Annotated in this window: 13 protein-coding genes; all 13 read right to left on the bottom strand. The window is 70.5% G+C overall.

Annotated features, from left to right (window positions below):
- Positions 1 to 6: 6 nt before the first annotated feature.
- Positions 7 to 300 (bottom strand): NADH-quinone oxidoreductase subunit NuoK, encoded by a 294-nt coding sequence (gene nuoK / locus BJ958_RS23050; RefSeq protein ID WP_179729154.1) that lies wholly within the window; start codon positions 298 to 300, stop codon positions 7 to 9.
- Entirely contained in the window at positions 297 to 1079 is a 783-nt protein-coding gene (locus tag BJ958_RS23045) for an NADH-quinone oxidoreductase subunit J (protein ID WP_218866586.1), read from the bottom strand. Before BJ958_RS23045 ends, nuoK begins: the two co-directional genes overlap by 4 nt.
- Before the next feature lie 26 nt (positions 1080 to 1105).
- A complete protein-coding gene (gene nuoI / locus BJ958_RS23040; protein ID WP_179729152.1) occupies positions 1106 to 1669 on the bottom strand; it encodes an NADH-quinone oxidoreductase subunit NuoI in 564 nt (187 codons plus the stop codon).
- The gene (gene nuoH / locus BJ958_RS23035; RefSeq protein WP_179729151.1) at positions 1662 to 2966 is read right to left on the bottom strand and encodes an NADH-quinone oxidoreductase subunit NuoH; all 1305 of its coding nucleotides are present in this window, start codon (positions 2964 to 2966) and stop codon (positions 1662 to 1664) included. The genes nuoI and nuoH overlap by 8 nt, the downstream gene beginning before the upstream one ends.
- Positions 2963 to 5386, bottom strand: coding sequence for an NADH-quinone oxidoreductase subunit G (locus BJ958_RS23030; protein WP_179729150.1), 2424 nt, complete (start codon positions 5384 to 5386; stop codon positions 2963 to 2965). The genes nuoH and BJ958_RS23030 overlap by 4 nt, the downstream gene beginning before the upstream one ends.
- Positions 5383 to 6693, bottom strand: coding sequence for an NADH-quinone oxidoreductase subunit NuoF (nuoF, locus tag BJ958_RS23025; RefSeq protein WP_179729149.1), 1311 nt, complete (start codon positions 6691 to 6693; stop codon positions 5383 to 5385). The genes BJ958_RS23030 and nuoF overlap by 4 nt, the downstream gene beginning before the upstream one ends.
- Positions 6690 to 7403: an NADH-quinone oxidoreductase subunit NuoE gene (nuoE, locus tag BJ958_RS23020; protein ID WP_179729148.1), complete on the bottom strand. Its 714-nt coding sequence runs from the start codon at positions 7401 to 7403 to the stop codon at positions 6690 to 6692. Before nuoE ends, nuoF begins: the two co-directional genes overlap by 4 nt.
- Positions 7400 to 8737, bottom strand: coding sequence for an NADH-quinone oxidoreductase subunit D (locus BJ958_RS23015; protein ID WP_179729147.1), 1338 nt, complete (start codon positions 8735 to 8737; stop codon positions 7400 to 7402). Before BJ958_RS23015 ends, nuoE begins: the two co-directional genes overlap by 4 nt.
- Positions 8737 to 9462: an NADH-quinone oxidoreductase subunit C gene (locus BJ958_RS23010; RefSeq protein WP_179729146.1), complete on the bottom strand. Its 726-nt coding sequence runs from the start codon at positions 9460 to 9462 to the stop codon at positions 8737 to 8739. Before BJ958_RS23010 ends, BJ958_RS23015 begins: the two co-directional genes overlap by 1 nt.
- Positions 9459 to 10013, bottom strand: a complete 555-nt coding sequence (locus BJ958_RS23005) for a NuoB/complex I 20 kDa subunit family protein (protein ID WP_141800511.1) — start codon at positions 10011 to 10013, stop codon at positions 9459 to 9461. The genes BJ958_RS23010 and BJ958_RS23005 overlap by 4 nt, the downstream gene beginning before the upstream one ends.
- Positions 10014 to 10062: 49 nt before the next feature.
- Positions 10063 to 10419, bottom strand: a complete 357-nt coding sequence (locus BJ958_RS23000) for an NADH-quinone oxidoreductase subunit A (RefSeq protein WP_179729145.1) — start codon at positions 10417 to 10419, stop codon at positions 10063 to 10065.
- Between the two features lie 184 nt (positions 10420 to 10603).
- Positions 10604 to 11074, bottom strand: a complete 471-nt coding sequence (locus BJ958_RS22995) for a hypothetical protein (RefSeq protein WP_179729144.1) — start codon at positions 11072 to 11074, stop codon at positions 10604 to 10606.
- Positions 11075 to 11085: 11 nt separating this feature from the next.
- Positions 11086 to 11775, bottom strand: coding sequence for a demethylmenaquinone methyltransferase (locus BJ958_RS22990; protein ID WP_179729143.1), 690 nt, complete (start codon positions 11773 to 11775; stop codon positions 11086 to 11088).
- Between the last annotated feature and the right edge of the window lie 4 nt (positions 11776 to 11779).

Genomic DNA, 11779 nt, shown 5'->3' with positions numbered 1-11779 from the left:
GATCCTTTAGAACTTCAGCAGGCTCGCGTCGTCGACCGAGGCCGAGCGACGGGTCCGGAAGATGGTCATGATGATCGCGAGGCCGACGACGACCTCGGCCGCCGCCACCACCATCACGAAGAAGGCGGCGATCTGGCCGTCGAGGTTGCCGTGCTGGTGCGCGAAGGCGACGAACGCCAGGTTGCAGGAGTTGAGCATCAGCTCGACGCACATGAACACGACGATCGCGTTGCGGCGGGTGAGCACCCCGATCGAGCCGATCGTGAACAGGATGGCGCTGAGGACGACGTACTCGGTCACTTCACGTCCTCCTCGCTCGACGCCGTGGCCCCGGCCTTGCCGGCTTCCTCGGGCATCTCGGCGGGATCGACGCCGAGCTGGTCGGTGATCACGTCGATGTCGCGCAAGCCGGTCTTCTGCATGGTGCCGCGAGCCGCGAGCACCCGGGAGACCGATGCGGGAGCCGGGCTGCCGTCGGGCAGGAGGGCGGGGGTGTCGACCGCGTTGTGACGCGCGTAGACGCCCGGTGGCGGCAGCGGGCCGAGGTGGGCGCCCGTCTCGGCGTACGCCCGGATCTTGTCGGCGGCGATGCTCGCCTGGGTGCGCTTCGGGGTCAGGCGCTCGCGGTGGGCCAGCACCATCGCGCCGACGGCGGCGGTGATGAGCAGGGCGCTGGTGGCCTCGAAGATGAAGACGTAGCGCGAGAACAGCAGGTCGGCGAGCGCCTGGACGTTGCCGCCGGAGTTGGCCTCGTCGAGGCCGACCGCGGTGCCGAAGGTGAGCTGGGTCAGGCCGACCACCATCACCACGACGAACGCGAGGCCGACCAGCCAGGCCAGCGGACGCTGGCCCTTGATCGTCTCGACCGTGGAGTCGGAGGCGTCGACGCCGACCAGCATCAGCACGAAGAGGAACAGCATCAGGATCGCGCCGGTGTAGACGATGATCTGCACCGCGAAGAGGAACGGCGCCTCCAGGACGGCGTACAGCACGGCGAGGCTGATCATCACGACCGCCAGCAGCAGCGCGGCGTGGACGGCCTTGCGCACGAACAGGATGCCGAGCGCGGCGAGCACCATGATCGGCGCGAGGACCCAGAAGGCGGTCACTGCTCGGCCCCCTTGAAGTCTCCGCGGTAGTAGTCGTCGTCGTTGCCGAGCAGCATCGGGTGGGGCGGCTGCTCCATGCCGGGCAGCAGCGGCGCCAGCAGGTCGGACTTCTCGTAGATCAGGCTGGCGCGGCTGTCGTCGGCGAGCTCGTACTCGTTGGTCATCGTCAGCGCCCGGGTCGGGCAGGCCTCGATGCACAGCCCGCACAGGATGCAGCGCAGGTAGTTGATCTGGTAGACGCGGCCGTACCGCTCACCGGCGCTGTAGCGCTGCGAGATGCCGTCGCTGTCCGGCTGGTCGATGTTCTCGGCGCCCTCGACGTAGATCGCGTCGGCCGGGCACGCCCAGGCGCACAGCTCGCAGCCGACGCACTTCTCGAGGCCGTCGGGCCAGCGGTTGAGCTGGTGGCGGCCGTGGAAGCGCGGCGCGGTGGGGAACTTCTCCTTGGGGTACTGCTCGGTGACGACCTTGCGGAACATCGTCCGGAAGGTGACCCCGAACCCGGCGACCGGGTCCCAGAACTGCTCCTTGAGGGACGGACCCTTGGGCTGGTCAGCCATTGCTCACCCCTGAATCGCGGACGGTCTCAGTGTCGGACGTGCGGAACACCAGCGGAGCGGCGGCGCCGCGGACGGCACCGCCCGCGGGCATCGGCGGCACCGGGAAGCCCCCGGCCCGCGGCCGGGCCGGCTCGACGGTGGCCTCCTCGTCCTTCTCCGGGACGAAGAAGGTCACCAGCAGGACCACCAGCAGCACGCCGGCCAGGATCAGCCAGAACTGCGGGTTGGTGCCGAAGCTCTCGCCGAACACGCCTTCGTTGCGGGCGGCCCGCATGGTGGCGACCGCGACGATCCAGACCAGCGAGACGGGGATCAGCCGCTTCCAGCCGAACGCCATGAACTGGTCGTAGCGCAGTCGCGGCAGCGAGCCGCGCAGCCAGATGAACACGAAGATGAAGGACAGCACCTTGCCGAAGAACCACAGCACCGGCCAGTAGCCCTCGTTGGCGCCGGCCCAGACGTGGTCGATCCAGAACGGCGCGTGCCAGCCGCCCAGGAAGAGCGTGGTCGCGAGCGCGGAGACGGTCGCCATGTTGATGTACTCGGCGAGGAAGAACAGCGCGAACTTCAGGCTGGAGTACTCGGTGTGGAAGCCGCCGACCAGCTCGCCCTCGGCCTCGGGGAGGTCGAAGGGCGCCCGGTTGGTCTCACCGACCATGGCGATCGTGTAGATGACGAACGACGGCAGCAGGATCAGCCCGAACCACCAGTCGCCCTGCGCGGCGACGATCTCGCTGGTCGACATGGAGCCGGCGTACATGAACACCGCGACCAGCGCGAGGCCCATGGCGACCTCGTAGGAGATCATCTGCGCGCTCGAGCGCAGGCCGCCGAGCAGCGAGTACGTCGAGCCGCTGGACCAGCCGCCGAGGACGATGCCGTAGATGCCGATCGAGGCGATCGCCATCACGAAGAGCACGGCCACCGGCATGTCGGTGAGCTGCAGTGGCGTGCGGTGCCCGAAGAAGTTCACGTCCGGGCCGAACGGGATGACGCTGAACGTCACGAACGCCGGCACCACGACGATCACGGGGGCGAGCACGAACACCACCTTGTCGGCGGCCTTGGGGATCAGGTCCTCCTTGAAGGCCAGCTTCACGCCGTCGGCCAGCGACTGCAGCAGGCCGAAGGGGCCGTGCACGTTGGGGCCGATCCGGTGTTGCATCCGGGCCACGACCCGGCGCTCCCACCAGATGTTGAACAGCGTGAGCAGGACCAGGATCACGAAGATCAGGAGGGTCTTCAGACCGACGACCCACCAGGGGTCCTTGCCGAACAGTGCGAGCGACTGGCTCACCCGTGCACCCCTTCCGCTCCCGTGATGGTGACCGTGGCGCCCGGCGACGCCAGGTCGGCGAGGACGCCGTTGCCGACCGAGTTGGCCGGCACCCAGACCACGCCCTCGACGAGGTCGTCGCAGATCTCGGCCGGCAGCGTCATCGACCCGCGGTCACCGGTGAGGGTGACCGTCGGCCCGTAGCGGTCGAAGTCCGCGGGCGTGACGAGGGCGACCGGCGTGCGGGCGGTCGCCTTGAGGAACTTGTCGCCGTCCTGGAGCGAGCCGTTGTCGAGGAGCTGCTTCCAGGTGGCGAGCCGCACCGTGCCCGAGCCCGTCGGGTGGCCCTCGTCAGGAACGAGCGTGGAGGAGTCGAGACGCGGCCGCTCACCGTCCCACGGCCCGAGCTGCGCCATCTCGGCGCGGACCTCGTCGACGGTGCGGAAGCCCAGCGGGGCGCCCATCTCGTCGGCGATGCCGGCCAGGGCACGCAGGTCGGGCAGCGAGGCCGGGTTGTGCAGGGCGGCCTCCCAGGTGCGGACCCGGCCCTCCCAGTTGACGAAGGTGCCGGCCTTGTCGGTGGTGGGCGCGACCGGGAAGACCACGTCGGCCCGGTCGGTGACCTCGGTGCGGCGCAGGTCGAGCGCGACCACGAAGCCGGCCGCGTCGATCGCGGCCAGCGCTGCGGTCGGGTTGCTGGTGTCGAGCGGGTCGACGCCGGCGATCACCAGGCCGCCGAGCTCGCCGCTGGACAACGCCTCGAGGATCGCGTCACCGCTGCGGCCCTCGGCCTCCGGCAGGTGCTCGACGCCCCAGGCGGCGGCGACGTCGACCCGGGCCCGGGGGTCCTCGACCGGGCGTCCGCCGGGCAGCAGGGTCGGCAGGCAGCCGGCCTCGAGCGCGCCGCGGTCACCGGCGCGGCGCGGCACCCAGGCCAGCCGGGCTCCGGTGGATGCGGCGACCTCGCCGGCGGCCGTGAGCGCGCCGGGCACCGTGGCGAGCCGCTCCCCCACGAGCACGACGGTGGTGGCGTCCAGCTCGCCGGCCAGGGCCCGCAGGGCAGCCGGCTCGTCGCCGGGCACGGTCGGGAGGACGCGGGCGGACAGCTTCGCCAGGCCGCGGGTCGTGAACGGTGCGAGGCTGATGACCTCGGTCCCGCCGGCGCGGACCGACTTGCGCAGCCGCAGGAAGATCGCGGCGGCCTCGTCCTCGGGCTCCAGGCCGACCAGGACGACCTTCGCGGCCGACTCGAGGTCGTCGTAGGTGACACCGCCGTTGCCGGGGCCGGTCAGCACGACGGACGCGGCGAGGAAGGCCGCCTCCTCCGCGGAGTGCGGGCGGGCCCGGAAGTCGATGTCGTTGGTGCCGAGCGCGACCCGGGCGAGCTTCCCGTAGGCGTAGGCGTCCTCGGCGCTGAGCCGGCCACCGGTCAGCACGCCGACGCCACCGGCCTCCTTGGCGGCAGCGAGACCGCGGGCGGCGACGGCGAACGCCTCGGGCCACGACGCCGCGCGCAGCGAGCCGTCCTCGTCGCGGACCTGCGGGTAGGTGATCCGGTCGTCGCCGTGGGCGTAGGCGAAGGCGAACCGGTCCTTGTCGCTGATCCACTCCTCGTTGACGTCGGGGTCGTTGCCCGCCTGGCGGCGCAGCACGGTGCCGCGGCGGTGGTCGACGCGGATCGCGGACCCGCAGGCGTCGTGCTCGGCGATGCCGGGCGTCGAGACCAGGTCGAAGGGCCGCGAGCGGAACCGGTACTGCTCGGAGGTGAGCGCACCGACCGGGCAGATCTGGATGACGTTGCCGGAGAAGTACGACAGGAACGGCGCGTCCTCGGCGATGCCGATCTGCTGCTGGGCGCCGCGCTCGACCAGCGCGATGAACGGGTCGCCGGCGATCTCGTCGGCGAACCGGGTGCAGCGCTGGCACACGATGCAGCGCTCGCGGTCGAGCAGCACCGTCGGCGAGAGGTTGATCGGCTTGGGGAAGGTCCGCTTCACGCCGCGGTTGCGGTCGTCGGAGAAGCGCGACTCGGCCCGGCCGTTGGACATCGCCTGGTTCTGCAGCGGGCACTCGCCGCCCTTGTCGCAGACCGGGCAGTCGAGCGGGTGGTTGATGAGCAGCAGCTCCATCACGCCCTGCTGTGCCTTGTCGGCGACCGGGCTGGTGACCTGGGTGCTGACGACCATGCCCTCGGCCACCGGCAGCGTGCAGGAGGCCTGCGGCTTGGGGAACCCGCGGCCGTTGCCGGCATCGGGCACGTCGACCAGGCACTGCCGGCACGCGCCGACCGGCGCCAGCAGCGGGTGGTCGCAGAACCGCGGGATCTGCACACCGACCTGCTCGGCGGCGCGGATCACCAGGGTGTCCTTGGGGACGCTGACCTGGACGCCGTCGATGGTGACGGTGACCAGGTCGGTCTTCTCGATCTCCGGGGCGCTCACGCCGAGACCTCCGTTCCGGACCAGGCCGTCGACCGCGCGGGGTCGAACGGGCAGCCACCCTGGGCGAGGTGCGCGAGGTACTCCTCGCGGAAGTGCTGGATCGAGCTCGACACCGGGCTGGTCGCGCCGTCGCCGAGCGCGCAGAACGAGCGGCCCAGGATGTTGTCGCACTGGTCGAGCAGCTGGTCGAGGTCGGCCTCGCTGCCCTGGCCGTTCTCCAGGCGGGTGAGCGCCTGCACCAGCCACCAGGTGCCCTCGCGACAGGGCGTGCACTTGCCGCAGGACTCGTGCTTGTAGAACTCCGTCCAGCGCAGCACCGCGCGCACGACGCAGACCGTCTCGTCGAAGATCTGCAGCGCGCGGGTGCCGAGCATCGAGCCGACCGCGCCGACGCCCTCGAAGTCGAGGGGTACGTCGAGGTGCTCGGCCGTGAGCAACGGCGTGCTGGATCCGCCAGGAGTCCAGAACTTCAGCTGGTGGCCCTCGCGGATGCCGCCGGCGAGGTCGAGCAGCTCGCGCAGCGTGATGCCGAGCGGCGCCTCGTACTGTCCTGGCTTCTGCACGTGCCCGGACAGCGAGAAGATGCCGTGGCCCTTGGACTTCTCGGTGCCCATCGAGCCGAACCAGGCAGCGCCGTTCTTGACGATCGCCGGGACCGAGGCGATGGACTCGACGTTGTTGATGACCGTCGGGCTGGCGTAGAGGCCGGCGACGGCGGGGAACGGCGGGCGCAGGCGCGGTTGTCCGCGCCGGCCCTCGAGGCCCTCGAGGAGGGCGGTCTCCTCGCCGCAGATGTAGGCGCCGGCACCGGCGTGGACGACGACGTCGAGGTCGTAGCCGGAGCCGTGGATGTCCTTGCCGAGGTGGCCGGCGGCGTACGCCTCGGCGACGGCGGCCTGCACCCGGCGGATGACGTGGACGACCTCGCCGCGGATGTAGATGAACGCCTTGTTGGCGCGGATGGCGTAGGAGCTGATGATGACGCCCTCGACGAGGACGTGGGGGTTGCCCATCATCAGCGGGATGTCCTTGCAGGTGCCCGGCTCGGACTCGTCGGCGTTGACGACGAGGTACTTGGGCTTCGGGTTGTCCTGGGGGATGAAGGACCACTTCATGCCGGTCGGGAACCCGGCGCCGCCGCGGCCGCGCAGGCCGCTGTCCTTGACGGTGGCGATCACGTCGTCGGGGCTCATCGCGAACGCGACGTCGAGGGCGGAGTAGCCGCCCCTGCCGGCGTACGTCGCGAGCTTCCAGGACTGCTCGGCGTCCCAGATGTCGGTGAGGACGGGGGTCAGCACGTCGGTCATGCGTCGGTCTCCGACTTCTGTGCGGCCTCGACGGCGGGCGCGGCCGCCGGGTCCGGGGCGTGCCAGCCGCGCTGGCGGGCGATCTCGAGACCGGCGAGCGAGGCCGAGCCCGCAGAGGGTCCCTCGTCGACGCGGCCGTCGGGGAAGCCGGCGAGCACCCGCTCGGCCTCCCGCCAGGTGCAGAGCTTGGGGCCGCGGGTCGAGCTGACCTCGTGGCCGGCCCGCAGCGCCTCGACCATCTGGACCGCCGACTCGGGGGTCTGGTTGTCCATGAACTCCCAGTTGACCATCACGACCGGCGCGTAGTCGCAGGCGGCGTTGCACTCGATGTGCTCGAGGCTGACCGTGCGGGAGTCGCCCTGCCGCTGGACCGCGACCTCGTCGTTGCCGATGTCGAGGTGGTCCTTGAGCCGCTCGAAGATCGCGTCGCCGCCCATCACCGCGCACAGCGTGTTGGTGCAGACGCCGACGTGGTAGTCGCCGACGCCGTGGCGCTTGTACATCGTGTAGAAGGTCGCGACGCCGTTGACCTCGGCGGCGCTGATCTCGAGGATCGCGGCGCAGGCCTCGATGCCCTCGGGGGTGATCCGGCCCTGCACCGACTGCACCAGGTGCAGCATCGGCAGCAGGCCCGAGCGCGCCTCGGGGTAGCGCTCGGCGATCTCGCGCAGCTCGGCGATCGTCTTGTCGTCGAGGGGCTGGGTGCTCATCGGTCGACGCCTCCCATGACCGGGTCGATGCTCGCGATGGCGACGATGACGTCGGCGATCTGGCCGCCCTCGCTCATCACGCCCATCGCCTGGAGGTTGTTGAACGACGGGTCGCGGAAGTGCGCCCGGAACGGACGGGTGCCGCCGTCGGAGACGACGTGGGCGCCGAGCTCGCCGCGCGGCGACTCGACCGGCACGTAGGCCTGCCCGGCGGGGACCCGGAAGCCCTCGGTCACCAGCTTGAAGTGGTGGATCAGGGCCTCCATCGACTCGCCCATGATGTGGCGGATGTGGTCGAGGCTGTTGCCCATGCCGTCGCTGCCGATGGACAGCTGGCTGGGCCAGGCGACCTTCTTGTCGGCGACCATGACCGGCGCCCCCTCGAGCCGCGCCAGCCGGTCGGCGGCCTGCTCGATGATCCTGAGGGACTCGTGCATCTCGTTGAGGCGCACGCGGAAGCGGCCGTAGGAGTCGGCGGTGTCCCAGGTCTGCACGTCGAAGTCGTAGGTCTCGTAGCCGCAGTAGGGCTGTGCCTTGCGCAGGTCGAACCCGTAGCCGGTGCTGCGCAGCACCGGGCCGGTGAGGCCGAGCGCCATGCAGCCCTCGAGGTCGAGGTGGCCGACGTTCTCCAGGCGTGCCTTGAAGATCGGGTTGGCGTTGCAGAGCGCGGCGTACTCCGGGAGGCGCTTCTTCATCAGCGCGACGAAGGATCGGATCTCGTCGAGGGCACCGGGCGGCAGGTCCTGCGCGACACCGCCGGGACGGATGAACGCGTGGTTCATCCGCAGGCCGGTGATCAGCTCGAACAGGTCGAGAACCAGCTCACGCTCGCGGAACCCGATGGTCATCACCGTCAGGGCGCCGATCTCCATGCCTCCGGTGGCGATGCACACGAGGTGGGAGGAGATCCGGTTCAGCTCCATGAGCAGGACCCGCATGATCTGGGCCTTCTCGGGGATGTCGTCCTCGATGTCGAGCAACCGCTCGACGCCCAGCACGTAGGTCATCTCGTTGAAGAACGGGGAGAGGTAGTCCATCCGGGTGCAGAACGTGACACCCTGCGTCCAGGAGCGGAACTCCATGTTCTTCTCGATGCCGGTGTGGAGGTAGCCGATGCCGCAGCGGGCCTCGGTGACCGTCTCGCCCTCGATCTCGAGGATCAACCGGAGCACGCCGTGCGTCGACGGGTGCTGCGGGCCCATGTTGACGACGATGCGCTCGGCGGCGTCACCCTCGCCCATGTCGGCGGCGATCTCGTCCCAGTCCTGGCCGGTGACGGTGAAGACCTTGCCCTCGGCGGTGTCGGTGCCGTCGGCGTAGAAGTCGGTGCTCATCAGTTGTAGCTCCTCCGCTGGTCCGGCGGTGGCACGCTGGCGCCCTTGTACTCGACGGGGATGCCGCCGAGCGGGTAGTCCTTGCGCTGCGGGTGGCCCGGCCAGTCGTCGGGCATCAGGATCCGGGTCAGCGCCGGGTGGCCGTCGAACTGCAGGCCGAACATGTCCCAGGTCTCGCGCTCGTGCCAGTCGGCCGCCGGGTAGACCGGGACGAGGGACGGCAGGTGCGGGTCGCTGTCGGGTACGGCGACCTCGACCCGGACCCGGCGGTTCCAGGTGAACGACATCAGGTGGTAGACCGCGTGCAGCTCGCGCCCGGTGTCGCCCGGGTAGTGCACGCCGCTGACTCCCGAGAGCAGCTCGAAGCGCAGGCTCGGGTCGTCGCGGAGCTTCCTCGCCACCTCGACGAGGTGGTCGGGGTGGACGTGAAAGGTGATCTCGCCGCGGTGGATCACGACCTGCTCGATCAGCGGGTCCAAGACGTCGGCGACGGTGTCGAACCAGCCGCCGTAGGGGCGCTGCGCGGCACCGGGCAGGACCACGGGGGCCACCAGGCCGCCGTACCCGCTGGTGTCGCCGGAGCCCTTCACGCCGAACATGCCGTGGCGCTCGCCGACGGCGCGGACCTCGAGGCCGGGCTCGCCGAGGGCCTCGGGGGCGTTCTCGGGCGACTGGTCGGTGGCGCGCTGCTCGACGGACTTCTCGGCCGGCTTCTCGTCGCTCACCGCAGCATCCCCCTCATGTCGCTGGTCGGCAGGGCGACCAGGCCCTCGGCCTCGAGCTCACGGATCTGCGCCTGGCGGTTGGCACCGAGCGGGGTGTGCTGGACCTTGTCGTGCAGCTTGAGGATCGCGTCGATGAGCATCTCCGGGCGCGGCGGGCAGCCGGGGAGGTACATGTCGACGGGGACGACGTGGTCGACGCCCTGGACGATCGCGTAGTTGTTGAACATGCCGCCGCTGCTGGCGCACACGCCCATCGCGAGCACCCACTTGGGCTCGGCCATCTGGTCGTAGATCTGGCGCAGCACCGGCGCCATCTTCTGGCTGACCCGGCCGGCCACGATCATCAGGTCGGCCTGGCGCGGGCTGGCCCGGAAGACCTCCATGCCGAACCGCGCGAGGTCGTACTTCGGGCCGCCGCTCGTCATCATCTCGATCGCGCAGCAGGCCAGGCCGAAGGTCGCGGGCCAGAAGCTGGCCTTGCGCATGTAGCCGGCGAGGCCCTCGACCGTGCTCAGCAGGACTCCGCTGGGGAGCTTCTCCTCGACACCCATCATCTACCTCCCGTTGAGGACCGCGATCCGCTGACGTGCACCGTGGTCCTCAATCCCAATCCAGTCCGCCGCGGCGCCACACGTAGGCGTAGGCCACGAAGACCGTGGCGATGAACAGGACCATCTCGATCAGCCCGTACCAGGCCATGGCGTCGAAGCGCACGGCCCACGGGTAGAGGAAGACGATCTCGATGTCGAAGACGATGAAGAGCATCGCGGTGATGTAGTACTTCACCGGGAAGCGGCCCGTCAGCGCCTGGGGGGTCGGCTCGATGCCGCACTCGTAGGAGTCGTACTTGGCGCGGTTGTAGCGCCGCGGCCCCACCATCGTGCTCATGACGACCGACCCGACCGCGAACAACGCAGCCAGCGCCGCCAGCACCAGTACCGGCGTGTAGAGCTCCATGAGCCTCCCTCTCGTGATCTTGTGAACAGAATCACTAGTGGTGTGGCACACATCCTGCCACTGCCCGCAGACCTCGTCACAGGGGGGTGGCCATCGAAGCCGTCCGGCACGCTCGCGCAGGCCGAAACCCGCCCTGACCTGCGGATTCAGCAACGAGAGGGTTGCGTAATTCCTCCGCGCGACCTCAGGCCGCGAGGTGGTGCAGCCAGGCGTCCGGCACCAGCTGGCGCGGGAGCGTGATCCACTGCCTGTCGACCGCGTCGCGGGCCAGGACGACGACGGGGCCCGGCGACGCCAGGACCAGTCGGTCCCAGGGCAGGTCGCTGGCCCCGGCCGCCGTCTCGAGCCGCAGGGTGTCCTCGGTCGCCTCCGCGGCCACCGTGGCACCGACCGGGTAGGCGGCGAGCAGCATCCGGCGCACCGACGAGCGGGCCGACAGCCAGAACCAGGCCCCCATCACCACGCCGGCCACCGGTCCGAGGGCCAGGCCGGGCACGCCCCAGCGAGCCGAGCCGAGCACCGCCATGCCGCAGGCGAAGAGGACGACGAGGTAGAGCGCGAGCCTGCGCCACAGGCGCCACGTCGACGTACGGATGAGGGCGGTCTGCTCCTCGCTGGTGACCGTCCACTCGACGCGGTCGGCGAGCGGGTCCACGCGCTCGCCCGTCAGGCCGTGGCGCGGTGCAGGGCGACGATGCCACCCGACAGGTTGCGCCACTCCGGCCTCGTCCAGCCGGCCTCGGCGATCAGGTCGGCCAGGCCGCGCTGGTCGGGCCAGGCGCGGATCGACTCGGCCAGGTAGACGTAGGCGTCGGGGGCCGAGGAGACGGTGCGCGCGACGGCCGGGAGCGCCTTCATCAGGTACTCGATGTAGACCGTGCGCCACGGGCTCCACGTGGGGTGGCTGAACTCGCACACCACCAGCCGGCCGCCGGGCTTGGTGACCCGGCGCATCTCCGCGAGGCCCGCCAGCGGGTCGACGATGTTGCGCAGGCCGAACGAGATCGTGACCGCGTCGAAGGTGGCGTCGCGGAACGGGAGCCTGGTGCCGTCACCGGCGGTGAAGGGCAGGTGGGGCAGCTGCTTCTTGCCGACCTGGAGCATCCCGATCGAGAAGTCGCACGGCACGACCTCCGCGCCGGCGTCCAGGAACGGCTGGCTGGAGGTGCCGGTGCCGGCGGCCAGGTCGAGCACCCGGTCGCCGTACGACGGGTCGACCGCGGCGAGCACGTCGCGTCGCCAGCGACGGTCCTGGCCGAAGGACAGGATGTCGTTGGTCAGGTCGTAGCGTCGCGCGACCGTGTCGAACATCCGGCGGACGTCGGCCGGCTGCTTGTCGAGGGCTGCACGGGCCACGCCG

Origin of the sequence: Nocardioides kongjuensis (assembly GCF_013409625.1) — a bacterium.
Taxonomy (GTDB): domain Bacteria; phylum Actinomycetota; class Actinomycetes; order Propionibacteriales; family Nocardioidaceae; genus Nocardioides; species Nocardioides kongjuensis.
This window is presented reverse-complemented; position numbering and strand designations above follow the sequence as displayed.

Coding starts and splice junctions, on each gene's coding strand:
- BJ958_RS23045 (WP_218866586.1), bottom strand. CDS start 1,079: ATGGTGCTCGCCGCGCTCGGCATCCTGTTCGTGCGCAAGGCCGTCCAC.
- nuoI (WP_179729152.1), bottom strand. CDS start 1,669: ATGGCTGACCAGCCCAAGGGTCCGTCCCTCAAGGAGCAGTTCTGGGAC.
- nuoF (WP_179729149.1), bottom strand. CDS start 6,693: ATGACCGACGTGCTGACCCCCGTCCTCACCGACATCTGGGACGCCGAG.
- BJ958_RS23015 (WP_179729147.1), bottom strand. CDS start 8,737: ATGAGCACCGACTTCTACGCCGACGGCACCGACACCGCCGAGGGCAAG.
- BJ958_RS23005 (WP_141800511.1), bottom strand. CDS start 10,013: ATGGGTGTCGAGGAGAAGCTCCCCAGCGGAGTCCTGCTGAGCACGGTC.
- BJ958_RS23000 (WP_179729145.1), bottom strand. CDS start 10,419: ATGGAGCTCTACACGCCGGTACTGGTGCTGGCGGCGCTGGCTGCGTTG.
- nuoE (WP_179729148.1), bottom strand. CDS start 7,403: ATGAGCACCCAGCCCCTCGACGACAAGACGATCGCCGAGCTGCGCGAG.